This window comes from Nocardia sp. NPDC050710 (genome assembly GCF_040654375.1).
Lineage (GTDB): Bacteria > Actinomycetota > Actinomycetes > Mycobacteriales > Mycobacteriaceae > Nocardia.
Genome location: NZ_JBFAHV010000004.1, coordinates 229,217 through 244,160 on the forward strand (window position 1 = coordinate 229,217; position 14,944 = coordinate 244,160).

At 68.8% G+C, this 14,944-nt stretch carries 17 protein-coding genes; 12 read left to right on the plus strand and 5 right to left on the minus strand.

The annotated features are described in order from the left end of the window. The first annotated feature begins 46 nt into the window (after positions 1-46). From nadD to AB0H61_RS11060, 10 genes are all read left to right on the plus strand, one after another. Positions 47-691 (plus strand): nicotinate-nucleotide adenylyltransferase, encoded by a 645-nt coding sequence (gene nadD, locus AB0H61_RS11015; RefSeq protein ID WP_357301848.1) that lies wholly within the window; start codon positions 47-49, stop codon positions 689-691. Continuing rightward, positions 688-1,095, plus strand: a complete 408-nt coding sequence (gene rsfS / locus AB0H61_RS11020; protein ID WP_357301851.1) for a ribosome silencing factor — start codon at positions 688-690, stop codon at positions 1,093-1,095. The genes nadD and rsfS overlap by 4 nt, the downstream gene beginning before the upstream one ends. Next, on the plus strand, positions 1,092-1,751 hold the full coding sequence (locus AB0H61_RS11025; RefSeq protein WP_357301854.1) for a histidine phosphatase family protein: 660 nt from the start codon (positions 1,092-1,094) through the stop codon (positions 1,749-1,751). Before rsfS ends, AB0H61_RS11025 begins: the two co-directional genes overlap by 4 nt. Further along, complete coding sequence (octT, locus tag AB0H61_RS11030) at positions 1,741-3,126, plus strand: diglucosylglycerate octanoyltransferase (RefSeq protein ID WP_357301857.1); 1,386 nt, start codon at positions 1,741-1,743, stop codon at positions 3,124-3,126. Before AB0H61_RS11025 ends, octT begins: the two co-directional genes overlap by 11 nt. A 3-nt stretch (positions 3,127-3,129) precedes the next feature. Next, positions 3,130-3,972: a DegV family protein gene (locus tag AB0H61_RS11035; protein ID WP_357301860.1), complete on the plus strand. Its 843-nt coding sequence runs from the start codon at positions 3,130-3,132 to the stop codon at positions 3,970-3,972. Between the two features lie 90 nt (positions 3,973-4,062). After that, a complete protein-coding gene (gene lexA, locus AB0H61_RS11040; protein WP_357301862.1) occupies positions 4,063-4,719 on the plus strand; it encodes a transcriptional repressor LexA in 657 nt (218 codons plus the stop codon). A gap of 974 nt (positions 4,720-5,693) precedes the next feature. Then, a complete protein-coding gene (locus AB0H61_RS11045) occupies positions 5,694-6,389 on the plus strand; it encodes a ComEA family DNA-binding protein (RefSeq protein ID WP_357301865.1) in 696 nt (231 codons plus the stop codon). After that, complete coding sequence (locus AB0H61_RS11050) at positions 6,386-9,244, plus strand: ComEC/Rec2 family competence protein (RefSeq protein WP_357301867.1); 2,859 nt, start codon at positions 6,386-6,388, stop codon at positions 9,242-9,244. The genes AB0H61_RS11045 and AB0H61_RS11050 overlap by 4 nt, the downstream gene beginning before the upstream one ends. Positions 9,245-9,254: 10 nt before the next feature. Further along, on the plus strand, positions 9,255-10,226 hold the full coding sequence (gene holA / locus AB0H61_RS11055) for a DNA polymerase III subunit delta (protein WP_357301869.1): 972 nt from the start codon (positions 9,255-9,257) through the stop codon (positions 10,224-10,226). Positions 10,227-10,289: 63 nt separating this feature from the next. Then, positions 10,290-11,870, plus strand: a complete 1,581-nt coding sequence (locus tag AB0H61_RS11060; protein WP_357301872.1) for an LCP family protein — start codon at positions 10,290-10,292, stop codon at positions 11,868-11,870. A 202-nt stretch (positions 11,871-12,072) separates the two neighbouring features. Here the strand turns inward: AB0H61_RS11060 and AB0H61_RS11065 are convergent, their stop codons facing one another. Continuing rightward, complete coding sequence (locus AB0H61_RS11065) at positions 12,073-12,360, minus strand: hypothetical protein (protein ID WP_357301874.1); 288 nt, start codon at positions 12,358-12,360, stop codon at positions 12,073-12,075. Between the two features lie 145 nt (positions 12,361-12,505). Between AB0H61_RS11065 and AB0H61_RS11070 the strand changes: the two genes are divergently transcribed. Beyond that, positions 12,506-12,844, plus strand: coding sequence for a DUF6247 family protein (locus AB0H61_RS11070; RefSeq protein WP_357301877.1), 339 nt, complete (start codon positions 12,506-12,508; stop codon positions 12,842-12,844). 5 nt (positions 12,845-12,849) lie between these two features. Next, entirely contained in the window at positions 12,850-13,104 is a 255-nt protein-coding gene (locus AB0H61_RS11075; RefSeq protein WP_357301879.1) for a hypothetical protein, read from the plus strand. Between the two features lie 153 nt (positions 13,105-13,257). Here AB0H61_RS11075 and AB0H61_RS11080 read toward each other — a convergent pair whose 3' ends face one another. From AB0H61_RS11080 to rpsT, 4 genes are all read right to left on the minus strand, one after another. Next, positions 13,258-13,530 (minus strand): DUF2798 domain-containing protein, encoded by a 273-nt coding sequence (locus AB0H61_RS11080; protein WP_357301882.1) that lies wholly within the window; start codon positions 13,528-13,530, stop codon positions 13,258-13,260. Positions 13,531-13,702: 172 nt separating this feature from the next. After that, positions 13,703-13,918, minus strand: a complete 216-nt coding sequence (locus AB0H61_RS11085) for a hypothetical protein (protein ID WP_357301885.1) — start codon at positions 13,916-13,918, stop codon at positions 13,703-13,705. A gap of 94 nt (positions 13,919-14,012) precedes the next feature. Beyond that, the gene (locus AB0H61_RS11090; RefSeq protein WP_357301888.1) at positions 14,013-14,258 is read right to left on the minus strand and encodes a hypothetical protein; all 246 of its coding nucleotides are present in this window, start codon (positions 14,256-14,258) and stop codon (positions 14,013-14,015) included. Positions 14,259-14,424: 166 nt separating this feature from the next. Then, entirely contained in the window at positions 14,425-14,685 is a 261-nt protein-coding gene (gene rpsT, locus AB0H61_RS11095; RefSeq protein ID WP_357301890.1) for a 30S ribosomal protein S20, read from the minus strand. Positions 14,686-14,944: the final 259 nt, after the last annotated feature.

Genomic DNA, 14,944 nt, shown 5'->3' on the forward strand with positions numbered 1-14,944 from the left:
CCGCCGGGCGTCGGGGCGGTGCGGTCGCGAGCTAGGCTCGACACTCATGCAAGAGACAGGGCGGTCCGGCCGCAAGCTGGGTGTGATGGGTGGCACATTCGATCCCATTCACCACGGTCACCTGGTCGCCGCCAGCGAGGTCGCCAACCGCTTCGAGCTGGACGAAGTGATTTTCGTCCCGACCGGGCAGCCGTGGCAGAAGGCCGACAAACAGGTCAGCCCGGCCGAGGATCGCTATCTGATGACGGTCATCGCGACCGCCTCCAACCCGCGTTTCTCGGTCAGCCGGGCCGATATCGACCGGGGCAAGGTCACCTACACCGTCGACACCCTGCGGGAGATGCGGGCCCAGCATCCGGACGCCGAGCTGTACTTCATCACCGGAGCGGACGCACTGGCCAACATCCTGACATGGCAGGATTGGGCCGAACTGTTCGAACTGGCCAAGTTCGTCGGGGTGAGCCGACCGGGGTACGAGCTGAACACCGATCATCTCCGGGAACATCTGCGTGATCTTCCCGGAGATGCGGTGACCATGATCGAAATCCCGGCGCTGGCGATCTCGTCGAGCGAATGCCGTCGCCGCGCCGCCGAGAACCGGCCGGTGTGGTACCTCGTCCCGGATGGCGTGGTGCAGTACATATCGAAGCGGCACCTGTATGTGCCCGCAGAGCGGAAGGTAGCTGAATGACGGCATCTGTCGAGTCGGTCGAGATCGCGCAGGTCGCCGCGCGCGCGGCGGACGAGAAGCTGGCTTCCGATGTGGTGGTGCTCGATGTGTCCGAGCAACTGGTGATCACCGACTGCTTCGTGATCGCCTCCGCGCCGAACGAGCGGCAGGTCAACGCCATCGTCGACAATGTCGAGGAGAAGCTGCGCGAGGCCGGGCACAAGCCGGTGCGTCGTGAGGGCACCAGGGAGGGGCGCTGGGCCCTGCTCGATTACGTCGACGTGGTCGTGCACATCCAGCACAATGACGAGCGCAATTTCTATGCGCTGGAACGGCTCTGGAAGGATTGCCCGGTGGTGCCGGTGGATGGCATCGGTGACCCGCGCGCGAAGGCCGACGGGGGCGCGGAGGGTATCGCGGAGTGAGTAGACATGCCGGCGTGCGCACGCTGATCCTGCTGCGCCACGGGCAGACCGAATGGAACGCCACCGACCGGATGCAGGGGCAGATCAACACCGATCTCACCGAACTCGGCCGTCGGCAGGCCAAAGAGGCGGCGCGCGAACTGGTCTCGCGCAATGCCATCGCCATCGTCTCCTCCGATCTCAAGCGCGCCCATGACACCGCGCTGGCGCTGGCCGATCACACCGCGGTCCCGGTGGTGCTGGATCCGCGCCTGCGCGAAACCCACCTCGGCGACTGGGAAGGCCTGACCCACCTGGAGGTCGACGCCGACTACCCCGGCGCGCGGGTGGCCTGGCGGCTCGACGCGCACTACCGCCCCCCGAACGGGGAGAGCAAACTCGAGGTCGGCGCGCGCTCGCTGCCGGTGGTCCGGGAGTTGTTCACCGAGCGACAGGATTGGCCAGGCCGGACTATCATCCTGGTGGCGCACGGCGGGCTGATCGCCGCCCTGACGGCCGCGCTGCTCGACCTGCCGCCGCAGAATTGGCCCGCCCTCGGAGGGCTGGCCAATACCAGTTGGGTGCAGTTGAGCAGCCACGGTCCAGGTATCGAACAGCCCGGGTGGCGCCTCGATGTGTGGAACGCAGCGGCGAAGGTAGCTCCCGATGTCCTCTGAAGAGCCGATCCGGTCGGTGCCGGACGAATTGTTCCAGCAGGTTACGGCCAAGCCGGAACGACAACTGCCGGATGCCCTGTTCGGTCCGGCGCCCGCGCCGCGGACCGAAGAACCGGTGCGGTCGGTGCCCGACGAAATGTTCAAGCAGGTGACCGCGAAGCCCGAGCGGCATCTGCCGGACGCGCTGTTCGGCGGCCCGCCCGCGCCCATGCGGCCCGCGGAGCCGGAGGAGCCGGAAGCCGATCCGCCCGATGCCGCCGCGCGGGTTGCCGAGAAGTCCGATGGTGCGGCGTCGTCCGAGACCGTCACCGAATGGACCGAGAGTGCGGTCGCGACGACCGCCGATTCCGCCGATCTCGCGGCGGTCGAGGTCGAGGCCGAATCCGATGATGTGGCGGACACCGATCCGGTCGTGGGCACGTCGGTCAGCGGTTCCGAAACCGCGACCGCAGATCCCGAACGCGCGGCCGCCGATCCGGTCGAATCGGATGCCGAAACGATGGGCGAGGTCGGCGGCGAAACCGATATCGTTCCCGCCGATTCCGCTGTCGTCGCCGAGTCTGCGGAGGCTGTGACAGCCGCCACCGTGGTGGCGGAGTCCGCGAGCGCTGTTGATGCCGAGGCGACTCCGGCCGAATACGAGAAGACCGCGATGGCGGCCGAGGACACCAAACGGCCGGTGCTGCTGGTGGTCGCCGATTCCCTATCCTATTTCGGGCCGAAGGGCGGACTACCCGCCGATGATCCCAGGATCTGGCCGAATCTGGTTGCCGCTGAACTGGATTGGGATGTCGAACTGGTCGGCCGGATCGGCTGGACCTGTCGCGACGCCTATTGGGCGTTGATCGGCGACCCACGGGTGTGGGCGGCGGTGCCGAACGCCGGTGCGGTGGTTTTCGCGGTGGGCGGCATGGACACCCTGCCCTCGCCGCTGCCGACCGCGCTGCGCGAACTCATCCGCTACGTGCGTCCGCCGCGAGTGCGGCGGGTCGTCCGCGCCACCTACAACTGGCTGCAGCCGAAACTGTCGAAGCTCGGCCGTCCGGTGGCGCTGCCGCCGAAGGTCAGTGTCGACTATCTCGAGCAGTCGCGGGAGGCGTTGGCGCAGCTGCGGCCGGATCTGCCGTTCGTCGGGGTGCTGCCGTCGGTGCACGACTGTGCCGCCTACGGGCGGGTGCATCGTGGTCGTCCGCGCGCGGTCAAGGCGCTGCAGGCGTGGTCAGCGCGCACCTCGGTACCGCTGGTCGATCTCGGGGAAGCGGTGCGCGACAACATCTTCTCCGGCGATGCCAACCCGGACGGCATCCACTGGGGCTGGGCCGGGCATACCGCGGTGGCCAATGCGATGGTGAAAACCCTGCAGGAGGTTCGGTAGTCCGTGGCCGTTGTGGTCGTCACCGATTCGTCCGCCAGCCTCCCTCCCGAACTCACCGACGAGCTGGATATCGCCGTCGTACCGCTGCACGTCCTGGTCGGGGACCGGGCGGTGCGGGAGGGAGTCGACCCGATCGAGATCGACTACACCGCCGACACCGTGACCACCTCGGCCGCCTCGCCCGGTGAACTGCGCGAGATCTACGAGCAGGCGCTGGCGCACAGCGGGGGCGACGGTGTTGTCGCCGTGCATATCTCACGGCAGCTATCGGGCACCTGGGAGGCGGGCAGGCAGGCCGTACGCGATATGGACGCCGGCGACAAGGTGCGCCTGGTCGACTCGCTCGGCGCGGGCTTGGCAACCGGCCTGCCCACGCTCGCGGCCGCCCGGCGTGCCGGGGCAGGTGCGGCGCTCGACATCGTCTACGACGCCGCCGTCGCCGCAGCCAGCCGGGCCCGTACGTTCATCCTGGTCAACCGCACCGAACAATTGCGCCGCGGCGGCCGGTTGAGCAGTGCGGCCGCGTTTTTCGGCAGCGAGCTGGTGACCAAACCGCTGCTGCAGATCGTGGAAGGGCGCCTCGAACTGCGCGAGAAGGTCCGGACCAGGTCCAAGGCGTACGCGAAACTCGTAGCCGCGGCGGTGGATGCGGCGGGGGATGACGGTGCCGCGGTGGCGGTCCAGCATCTGGGCGCTCCGGACGCGGCCGAGACCGTGGCGGGGCAGTTGCGTGATCTGGTGCCCGGGATTCGGGAACTCATCGTCGCCGAGTTCGGTCCGGCATTGGGGGTGCACCTCGGTGTGGGTGCGGTCGGCGTACTCGTGGTGCCCGGCGGCTGCGCGTAGACCGGCTGTGGCCGCGACCGGTTTTCGCGTTCGGGCGTGGCGCGGGGGGATGGCACGGCGATCGGGGCGGCGACCTCTAGCATTCCCCGGGTGACCGGATACGACCACGCCTTCGAGCATCTCGACACCTCGACGTTGCCGCCGCGTCAGCAGCGCATCCTCGCCACCATCCGGGACTGGGTGGTGCGGCACGGGTACGCGCCGAATACGCGCGAAATCGGCGACGCGGTCGGGCTGCGCTCGGCGTCGTCGGTGTCGAAACATCTGAAGAGCCTGGAGGAACGGGGTTTCCTGCGCCGCAGTGGATCCATGTCGCGTCCGATCGACGTCCGCATGTTCCTGCAGGCGTCCACGCCGCGCGAGGAGTCCGGCGACTCGGTGGCCGTGCCGGTCCTCGGCGATATCGCCGCGGGCACCCCCATCCTGGCCGAGGAACACGTCGACGACAGCATGACCCTGCCGCGCGAACTCGTGGGCCGCGGTACGGTTTTCGGCCTGCGGGTGCGCGGTGATTCGATGATCGACGCCGCCATCTGCGACGGCGATATCGTGGTCGTCCGCAAACAGCATGAGGCGCATTCCGGTGAGATCGTCGCCGCCATGATCGACGGCGAAGCCACCGTCAAGGTCTACCGCCGCCGCAACGGCCACATCTTCCTGGAACCCCGCAACCCCGCCTATGACGTCATCGATGGCGACCAGGCCATTGTGCTCGGCAAAGTCGTCTCGGTCATGCGCCGAGTCTGACCTTCGACCGGTGGTTGTCCACAGCCGCGGGGTTATCCACAGACCTGGAGAATCGCAAGGTCGCTCGGGAGATCGAGTCGGGGTCCGCGCCTACCGTCGCCTCCATGTCACGACACGACGAGCGCGAGCGCATCCGGCAACGCCTGGGCGCACTGACGGCCCGGGTCGGCGCGAGCCGAACGGCCGGAGTCGGCCTACCCGATCCGACCGGCGCGGTCCTCGCCGTCGGCGCGAGTATCCGTCGGTCTGATCCGCCGCCACCGGCACGTGCCACCGAGGCACAGCGCGTCCATCGACCTGCCGGTGGCGAATCGCTTCTGTCGGTGCGCCGGTCGGCGGCGACCGGCGCACCACGGGCCGACGGGCCCGCGCGGACGGACGATCGGTCGCTTTCGCGGCGGCCGCGATCCGACTCGCCGCTGTCGGTCGCCACTACCCGTGAACTCGACGAACTCGTCCGTGCGGCACCGGACTACCGTGCGCCGCGCGATGGCGGAGATGACTCGACTCGATGGTGGCGCGCCGACGGCCCTCGGCCGGATCCGGCTTCGTCGGCTGAAGAGTCCGAGGAGTTCGCCGGCGGTACTCGCGCGCCATCGCCGCAGCAGGGCGGTGGCCGCGCTGCGCCGGAGTCGGATTCGGGGAGTTGGGATCTCGACGAGCTGCCGGGGGCGTCGGATGTGGTGGGTGACCGGTCCGGCGAAGTGACCGGTGCCCCGAGACCGGACGTCTTGCGATCCGGCACCGGACTCCGCGACGTCGGAGCATCGGCTGGGCCCGAATCCGGGGGTGTCCGGGGGGCCTGGGCTCCCATCGGCGTCGAGTCGAGCGCCGTGGCTGTCGATCATGAGGGAGACGGCGAGGTGCGGTCGCCACGGTGGTTGGACGGGCCGGAGCCTGGCCCGGGATGGCGGGAAAGACTGGTACCGGCTCGGTTTCGAGGGACGCGGGTGGATCCCGGGCGGCGCGGTGTGGTGACGCTTGTCGTGGTCGGACTGATCGCGATGGCGGTGGCGATGGTGGTGGTGCTCCGTGAGCGGCCGGTGGCCCATCCGGTGCCGCCGGTACCCGCGGTACGTACGACCACACCACCGGCCGTGGCGCGCGGCGTCGCCGCGCAGCCGGGCGAGACGAGTGCACCGGCCGCGCCCGGCGCGCTTCCGGCGGCGGTGCCCGGAACCGACGGTGCGGCCGGTGAACTCGTCGTCAGCGTGGTCGGACTGGTACACAAGATCGGGCTCGTCCGACTGCCCGCGGGATCGCGCGTGGCCGATGCGGTCGCGGCGGCGGGCGGTGCCCGCGAGGGCGCGGACCTCACCGGCCTCAATCTGGCCCAGCGCCTCACCGACGGCGATCAGGTGCTGGTCGCCCCCGCCTCCCCGAGCCCCGGGCCGCCCCAACTCGGCAGCGCCACCATCGGCGCCACCGGCCGCGCATCCAGCACCGCGAAACCCGATTCCGGTGCGATAAGCCCGAACTCGCGCGTGAACCTCAACACCGCCACCGAATCCGATCTCGACGCCCTCCCCGGCGTCGGCCCGGTCACCGCCCGAGCCATCATCACCTGGCGCACCGCCAACGGCCGATTCACCGATCTCGAGCAACTCGGTGAAATCGACGGCATCGGCCCCACCCGCCTCGCCCGCCTGCGCAATCTGGTGACGGTGTGAACCCGGCAGAACCGCAGGCCCCGGGTGCGTCGCTGTCACCCGCGAAGTTCGGCCATGTGGTCGCGAAGGTGTTCGCGCGGTTCGGGCGGATGTCTCGTCGGGGCGAGGCCTTGCGCGGTGGGGGCGGCGATGGGAGGGGTGTCGCCGGGCCCGTGCAGGTGCGTTATCGGGTTGCGAAGGGTGCCGCGTGGTTCGGACTGGAGGCTCGTCGGAGAGGTGCTCTGCGCGGCGGCGAGGAGGATCGGCGGGTCGAGTCCGATGCGGTCGAACCCGATGTGCTCGATGCGCGCTTGCTACCGGCGGCGGTGTGTTGCTGGGGTGCGACGATTGTCGTGTTGACCACCGGGTGGGTGACGGGGTTGGTGGTTGCGGCGGGCCTGGTGCTGGCGGCGGTCGGGGTGGGGGTATTCGTTCGTACGGTCGGGGACCGGTGGCGGACGGTGGCGCTGGTGGTGTTGGCGGCGGTGTTGCTCGGGGCGGGGTTCGCGGTGGCCGCGGCATGGCGGGAGCAGCGGGTATCGGTACATCCATTGCGGAATGCGGTGGGGACTTCGGTGTGGGTGGTCGTGACGCCCGGCGACGATCCGAAAGTACTGCGGTCCAGTGGTTTCGGTGGTGAACGGCGCTGGACGGTACGGGCGGGTCTGCGAGAGTCCCGCCGTGGGGACCTGACGGTGCGGGCCGGTGGCGGTGTGGTGATTCTGGCGGAGGGGCCGGAGTGGGGCGGGGTGCTGCCCGGTCAGCCGATCGAATTCAGGGCGCGGGTGGAACACCCTTGGCACCGCGACCTCACCATCGTGTCCCTGCGCGCTCTGGGACCACCGCGCCCCGCCGGAGCGCTGCCCTGGTGGCAGCGGGTGGCGAGTTCGGTGCGTCGGGATCTGGCGGGTGCGGCGACCACGGCGCTGCCCGAAGGCGCGGCAGGACTGCTGCCCGCGCTGGTCGTGGGTGATACCTCGGCCCTACCCGATTCGGTACGCAAGGACTTCGAACATGCTGGGCTGCAGCATCTTTGCGTCGTCAGCGGGGCGAATTTCACCATCCTGCTCTCGGTGGTGCTGTTCACGACCCGAATGCTGACCCTCGGTCCGCGCCTGGCCGCCACGGTCGCGGCCGCGGCGCTGCTCATGTTCATCGTGATCGCCCGCCCCGATCCGAGTGTGCTGCGCGCCGGCGCCATGGGTGCGATCACGCTGCTGGCCTTGGTCACCGGACGGCGCAAGCAGGCGCTGCCCGCGCTGTGTGCCGCCGTCATCGGGCTGCTGGCGCTGTGGCCAGAACTCGCGGTGAGCGCGGGCTTCGCGCTCTCGACCGTGGCGACGGCCGGACTGATCCTCTTGGCGCCGAGTTGGGCGGACTGGCTGCGCGCCCGCGGCTGGTCGCGGCTGCCCGCCGAAATCGTGGCGGTATCGGCGGGCGCCTTCGTCGTCACCGTCCCGATCATGGTGGCGCTGACCGGACGTGTGAGCATCGTCGCGGTTCTCGCGAATATCCTTGTCGCACCGGTCATCGCGCCCATCACGGTGATCGGCGCACTCGGCGCGGCGACCTCATGTGTCTGGCCGCCGCTGGCCGCGATGGTTCTGCACTGCGCCGCACCGCCACTGTGGTGGTTACTCGCGGTCGCCGAGCGCGCCGCGGACTTCCCCGGCGCCACGATGTCCGTGCCCGGCGGAGCCATGGGCGGCCTCCTCACCGCCGCTTTCGTCGCTCTTACAGTGTGCGCCCTGCGGTCCGCGGCGGTGCGAATGCTCATGGCCGCGGTCATTGTCGGCTCTGCTGCCGTGCTCATCCCTGCCCGGATCTGGCATCCGGGCTGGCCCCCGGAGGGCTGGATCCTGGCCGCCTGCGATGTCGGTCAAGGTGACGGTCTCGCACTCTCACTCGGCGATGGCGTTGCGATAGTGATCGATGTCGGCCCCGATCCCCGCGTCATCCGTACCTGCCTGAACCGACTGCGCATCAAGCGAATAGCCCTCCTCGTCCTCACCCATCCGCACGCCGACCACATCGGGGGCCTGACCGGCGCCGTCGACGGCCGCACGGTCGCGGCTCTGGCTGTCGCCCCGCACGAGTTGGACGGCGGATCCGGCTCGGGGTCGATCGGAGGTGTTGCGCACCCGGAACCACTCGCGAAGGATCCCCACGGACCCGCACCCGGAGGCCGCGTCTCGACGGGGGATCCGCGGGGTCCGGCCGACGGTCCGGCGCAGATCGCCGCCATCGCCTCCCGGTCCGCGATTCCGGTCCTCGAATTGTCCGCGGGCCACCTATTGCACTTCGGCACTATCGAATTGGAGGTACTCGCACCCGCCGCCGCACCAAACCGACGCTCCCTTTCCATCGACGATGCCAACGACAGATCACTGGTGATCGCCGCGACCACACCGGCGGGCCGCATCCTGCTGACCGGCGATATCGAAGCACCGGCCCAGCACCTCCTACTGAGTCGGGGAGCCGCTCTGCGATCGGACATCCTGAAAGTCCCACACCACGGATCACGAACCACCACAAAGGAATTCCTGTCAGCGGTGCACCCCCGCCTCGCCCTCGTGACCGTCGGCGCCGACAACACCTTCGGTCACCCCCACCCCGAGATCCTCGCCGACCTGCATACCCTCGGCGCCACGGTGGCGAGAACCGACCGCGACGGCGACCTCCTGGTTATCGGCCCCGCCTCGCGCCTGCATCTGGTGACCTCCGGGCCCTCCAGAACTCGTCGGCGGTTCTCGAAGCCGGATTCACGGATTGCTCGAACGGCCGGACCCCGAGCGCGGAGTGTTCGGCCGATGACTGATCCGTGCCCTGGGGCGAGGTTGAGAGGTGTGCCGGGAGCTGTCGGTGGGAGACCGTAGGATTCCCGTCGTGACTGAACGTCCCTCGGCGGTCCAGCTGGTGCTCGGTGATGAAGAGCTGTTGATCGAGCGTGCGATCGGGGGGATTGTCGAGCGGGTGCGGGCGGCGGCGCCGGATGGGGATGCGGTGCCGGTGGACCGGCTGCGGGCGGGGGATGCGAGTACCGCGGAGCTGGCGGAGTTGCTGAGCCCTTCGCTGTTCGCGGAGGATCGGGTGATCGTGCTGGAGTCCGCGGCGGAGGCGGGGAAGGACGCGGTCGCGGTGATCACCGAGGCGGCGACGGATCCGCCGGATGGTGTGGTGCTGGTGGTGCTGCATTCCGGGGGTGGCCGGGCCAAGGCGCTGGCGCCCGCGTTGCAGAAGGCCGGTGCGGTCACGCACGATTGCGCCAAGTTGACGAAGGCGGCCGAGCGGATGGAGTTCGTGCGCGCCGAGTTCCGTACGGCGGGGGTGCGGGTGTCCGGCGAGGTGGTGCAGGTCGTGCTGGAGACGGTCGGTTCGGATCTGCGTGAGCTGGCCGCGGCCTGCTCACAGCTGGCTTCCGACACCGGCGGCAAGATCGATGTGGCCGCCGTGCGGCGCTACTACTCCGGCAAGGCCGAGGTCAGCGGTTTCGATGTGGCGGAACTCGCGGTGGCGGGGGATCGGCCCGCCGCGATGGAGGCGCTGCGCTGGGCCAACGACCGTGGCGTCCCGCATGTTCTGCTCGCGGACGCGCTCGCCGATTCGGTGCACACCATCGCCCGGGTGGGTTCGGCCGGTCGTGGTGATCCGTTCAAATTGGCGCAGCAGCTGGGCATGCCGCCGTGGAAGGTGAAGAAGGCGCAGGCGCAGGCCCGTGGCTGGACCCCGGCAACCATCGGTTCCGCGCTGCAGGTGGTCGCGGCGCTGAACGCCGATGTGAAGGGCGGTGCGGCCGATGCGAGCTACGCACTGGAACATGCCCTGACCAGGATTCTCGACCTGCACGGGGCGGGCTGACCGGAATCCCGGTCATATCAGCAAACTCTCAGCTAACCAGGCCGTGTCAGACTGGAAGTCGGCATGGATGAGCAGACAGCCCCGATTCCTCGAATCGATGACGCCGAGCGTGCCGACGGGCGGCCCGCTCGGTCGTGGCACGCCCGTGGTGCGCACCGGCCGACCCCACCACCCCGGCGGCGCGTCGGTCACGCGGTGGCGAAGGCGTTCGCGGGTGGGTTGTCGGCGATCGTGCTGGTGGGGACCGCGGTGGGCTGGGCGACCGAAAGCAGCTTCGACAACGGCTTCATCCGATCCCATGCACTCGGTGCGGACACCCCCCGCTCGCTGGACGGCGATCTGAACATCCTGTTGATCGGCCTGGACACCCGCAAGGATCAGGACGGCAACGATCTGCCGAAGGAGATCCTCGATCAGCTGCATGCCGGCGACAGCGATCAGGGCGGATACAACGCGAACACGCTGATCCTGGTGCATATCCCGGCAGATATGAAGAAGATCACCGCGGTCTCCATTCCGCGCGACGACTATGTCGCCGTATCCGGAATCCCCGGCTACACGAAGGTGAAGATCAAGGAGACCTACGGCCTGAAGAAGGCTGCGGTGCAGGACCAACTGATCGCCAAGGGCGTGACCGACCAGAAGAAGCTCGAACGCGCCGGACGCGAGGCAGGTCGTGCTTCGGTCGTCCAAGCCGTGCGCAACCTGACCGGGGTGCCGATCGACCGATTCGCCGAGGTGACCCTCTCCGGGTTCTATGACCTGTCGAAGGCCCTCGGCGGCGTCGAGGTGTGCCTGAAACATCCGGTGCGCGATATCGAGTACTCCGGCGCCGATTTCCCGGCGGGCCGCCAGCGCCTCGATCCCGCGCAATCGCTGGCCTTCGTCCGTCAGCGCCACGGCCTGGAGAACGGCGACCTCGATCGCACCCACCGCCAGCAGGCCTTCCTCACCTCGGTCGCGCTGGATCTGCGTAAGGCGGGCACCTTCACCGACGTCGGCAAGCTGTCGTCGCTGATGGACGTCGCGCATCGCAATGTCGTGCTCTCCGACGGCTGGAACGTCACCGACTTCCTGCGCACCGTCGGATCGGCCGCGGGGCCGTCCGTCGAATTCCGCACCCTGCCGGTGCTGCGCTACGACGTGATCAACGGCCAGGACGTGAACATTGTCGACCCGGTCGCCATTCGCCGCGAGGTGCGCGCCGCTTTCGGCGAGGAGGAGCCGCCCACCACCTCGCCGGCCCGGCCGACCAGCACCGTCGACATTGTCAACGGGAGCGATGCGATCGGTTCCGCCGCAACGCTGTCCACCGCGCTGGTGGCCCGCGGCTATCCGAAGGGCACGATCGGCACTGCCACCGCCGCGGACGGTTCGGTCACCACCGTCTACTACGGTGCTGGGACCGAGGCCGACGCCCACCAGCTGGCCTATACACTCGGCGGCCTGCCGGTGGCGCGATCGTCCACCGTGCCGGCGGGACGAATCAAGGTCGTCCTCGGCAGCGATTTCACGATGCCCACCGCGCTGACCTCGACCACGACCTCGACCCCCAAGGCCACCGAATCCGCTCGTCCGACACCGAATGCCGGTACTCCGATGGACGCCACCATCAGCGGCGACAGCGTCCCCTGCGTGAATTGAGCGGACCCGGCCTCGGGTGCGTCCATACACCGCGGCCGTGAGCCTGCTGGGCAAACCTTCAGCTCCGGCAGATCTACAGCGTCGTAGTGAGTCGCGCGACGCCCGAACCGGACAGCCCGGCCGATCCGGCCGGGCGCCCGGTCGCCACCAGCAGCAGATCGCCCACCACACCGCGGATTTCGTCCGGCCCGGTGCCCGCGGATCACTCGGCGTCGATCGCCGTCAGCCGCATCCCGCGGAAGCGCTTTCGCGCACCGTAGAAGAGGCTGCCCAGCACATGGTCGAGCGCGGCGACCACCTGTGGTGTGGGGATCCGGAGATCTCGGCCCAACGGCCGGGCAATATCCTGGCCGTGAATCATGGTGTCGGCCAGCGGATCCATCGGTCCGGCACCGGGGGCCCTGTGGTGCGTATCCGCCGAATCCCGCAGCTGAGCGATGAGTTCGCCCGGTGTACCGTCCCGCTCGCCGCGTGCCAGCTCCGCGGTCATCCGCCTAGACGATGTGCTGTCGGGGAGAGTCTCCGGGGACGCTCTGGTTCTGCGGCCCCCAGCATGCGGTGACCTGCGACGCCGTCGACGAGGGATTGCATGACGAACCTGATGTCAGGGCGGGTGGTCGGGTTATGGTGTTGGCATGGCATCACCCGAGCTGTCCAGGTCATCGACGTCTCCTGCATTGGTGGCTGCCTCGACTCCCCGGGCTATCCGCGACGCGCTGGTCGGTGACGAGCGGTCGGAGTTCGAGCGCCGCTACAGCGAGGAGATGTCAGCGGCGGCGGTGTCGCTGGACCTCACCGGTGTGCTGGCAGTGCTTGCGACCTTCCGCGAGATCGCCGAAACCACCCACCGGCACGGCCCCGAGGCTCATCTCCGGATGCTCGAGCAGGTCGCGGCTCTCCAGCAGGGTGGTGAGGTAGCCACGATCGGCGCGGCTGAGCATCGCGCGGAGATCAACGCCAAACTCGGCCACTAGCCCTGGTGTATCGCTACGAGATCGTCGCCGACGCGCGGGCGCAGGTCGACGGTCTACCTGCCGAGGCGTTGGTCGACTTCGCCGAACTCATCTCATTTCTCGAACTTACGCCGTGGGAGGGCCCGCCGTACCGGGACGACAATCCCGACAGCGCCATGCGACGGATCGTTTTCGGCCAGGCCGGTGCGGGCCTGGTCGTGTACGTCGTACTGGAGCCGGACCGCCGGGTGGTCGTAGTCAGTGTCACTTGGATCGGCTGACGCCCCAGCGGAGGCCGGAGCCTTGATAGCCCCGCAGGCGCGGGAGCGCCGGTCACGAATGTCGTCGCGGTGCCGGTCCAGCGTCCACGTGAGCAATGTGATCGGTTCCGCCGCAACGCCGTCCACCGCCCTGGTGGCCTGCGGCTACCCGCCTCACGCCTGTTCCGGCGCCCGCACGAGCGCCGCTGTCGCACGCCGGACCAGCGGGAGCACCAGCAGAAGTGTGGGGAAGGCGATGGGCCAGGACACGGCCCAGGATCGCAGCCACAGTCCGATATCGATCCCGTCGCTCATCAGCGTGCTGATCGCCGAGACGATGCAGGTCATCAGGATCGACAGCAGCATCGGCAGGACGACGGTCGCATGCCGGGCGGGCAGCTTGGGAGTCCCGAAGATGGTGCGGGCATTGGCGTTCGCGGAATTCATCGTGAGTGCTCCGTAAGGTCGTCACCGGCAGCGATCCCGCCGGGCCGGGGGATCGGTGCGTTGATTGACGTTGAACGCTTACGGCGAGGAGGTCGCGGAATCGAGCATAGGTTCGCCCGGTCCGGCGAAGCAAGCCCCCTATCGGTGTGACGTGCCTCGCCGACGCGGAATCTCAGTGCGGCCCTTCGACCTTCAGATCGCCGAAGGTGACGCTGCGCGTCATCAGCCGGGCCAGGAAGTCGTGCGGGAAACCGAGGTCGACGGCGCTGGCTTGATCCAGCCGTGCCAGCTGCGCCGCGTCGAAGGACACCTCGAGCGCGCCGAGATTGTCCTCCAACTGCGTGGCGGTGCCGATGCCGTTGCCGGACCCCGACCAGCGGATCATCATCTACCGCGCGGCGGACCCGACTCCCAGACGGCGCTGGATCGGCTCGCGGCCGACCCCGAGGCGCCGTAGCCGCGATTATTCAGCGGCGCTGCGATTATTCAGCGGCGCTGAGCAGTAGTTCCTCGTCATCGTCGACATCCTCGTACCGGCCGTCCCACTCCTCGTATGCGGGCACGTCTTCGTCGCGGGTGACGATCCACTCCAGCGAGTAGCCGCCGTCCTCGTCCGGGACCATGACATTCTCGATCTTCAGCCCGAACCCCAACACCTCGGCGGCCCGGATCACCTCCGGCAGATCCTCGGCTCTGACCACAGTCTGATTCGCGTACACGGTAACCATGCGCGGAATCGTAGCCGCCTGCCCCGACATCCCGGCTACTACCGGGTGAACTCACCGGCAGTTCGATGCATCGCCCCAGCTGGCGGACATAGTAAAACCGCCGTGGTCATCGAGGCCACGGCGGTTGCGCCCAGAACGGGTGGTATCGGTATCCGATACCGGAAGATCAGATCTTGTTGAGGGCCAGCGCGAGGGCCGACTTCTTGTTGGCGGCCTGGTTGGCGTGGATGACACCCTTCGAGGCGGCCTTGTCCAGCTTGCGGCTGGCGAACTGCAGGCGCTCGCTGGCGGTTTCCTTGTCGCCGGCGGCGGCAGCTTCGCGGAAGCTACGGATCGCGGTGCGCAGCGCGGACTTGACCGACTGGTTGCGCTTGCGCGCCGCCTCGTTGGTACGGATCCGCTTCATCTGGGACTTGATGTTGGCCACGCCTGTTTCCTCGTGTTCCTGTCGCTGAGTGGTCTGTGCTGGGCAGAGTGTTTCTGACTAAGCCTGCGCGTGCGACACACCCGGAGTGATCCGGTAACGCAACGCCGAAGATCGAGGGTACCAGCCGCCGGGTGGCAGACGAAATCGACGCCATCGCGACGGCGTGTGCGACACGCCCGGGTCGGCGGTACCGATCGACCGCTGCGGGGCGACCGACCGGTCTGTCAACCGGACTTTCGGTGTGCCGCGTCCGAGTGAT

Excerpts from the sequence above, each read along its gene's own strand:
- AB0H61_RS11080 (WP_357301882.1), bottom strand. The coding sequence starts at position 13,530 with ATGAATTCCGCGAACGCCAATGCCCGCACCATCTTCGGGACTCCCAAG.
- AB0H61_RS11085 (WP_357301885.1), bottom strand. The coding sequence starts at position 13,918 with ATGATGATCCGCTGGTCGGGGTCCGGCAACGGCATCGGCACCGCCACG.
- AB0H61_RS11090 (WP_357301888.1), bottom strand. The coding sequence starts at position 14,258 with ATGGTTACCGTGTACGCGAATCAGACTGTGGTCAGAGCCGAGGATCTG.
- AB0H61_RS11065 (WP_357301874.1), bottom strand. The coding sequence starts at position 12,360 with ATGACCGCGGAGCTGGCACGCGGCGAGCGGGACGGTACACCGGGCGAA.
- rsfS (WP_357301851.1), top strand. The coding sequence starts at position 688 with ATGACGGCATCTGTCGAGTCGGTCGAGATCGCGCAGGTCGCCGCGCGC.
- AB0H61_RS11070 (WP_357301877.1), top strand. The coding sequence starts at position 12,506 with ATGGCATCACCCGAGCTGTCCAGGTCATCGACGTCTCCTGCATTGGTG.
- AB0H61_RS11060 (WP_357301872.1), top strand. The coding sequence starts at position 10,290 with ATGGATGAGCAGACAGCCCCGATTCCTCGAATCGATGACGCCGAGCGT.
- octT (WP_357301857.1), top strand. The coding sequence starts at position 1,741 with ATGTCCTCTGAAGAGCCGATCCGGTCGGTGCCGGACGAATTGTTCCAG.
- nadD (WP_357301848.1), top strand. The coding sequence starts at position 47 with ATGCAAGAGACAGGGCGGTCCGGCCGCAAGCTGGGTGTGATGGGTGGC.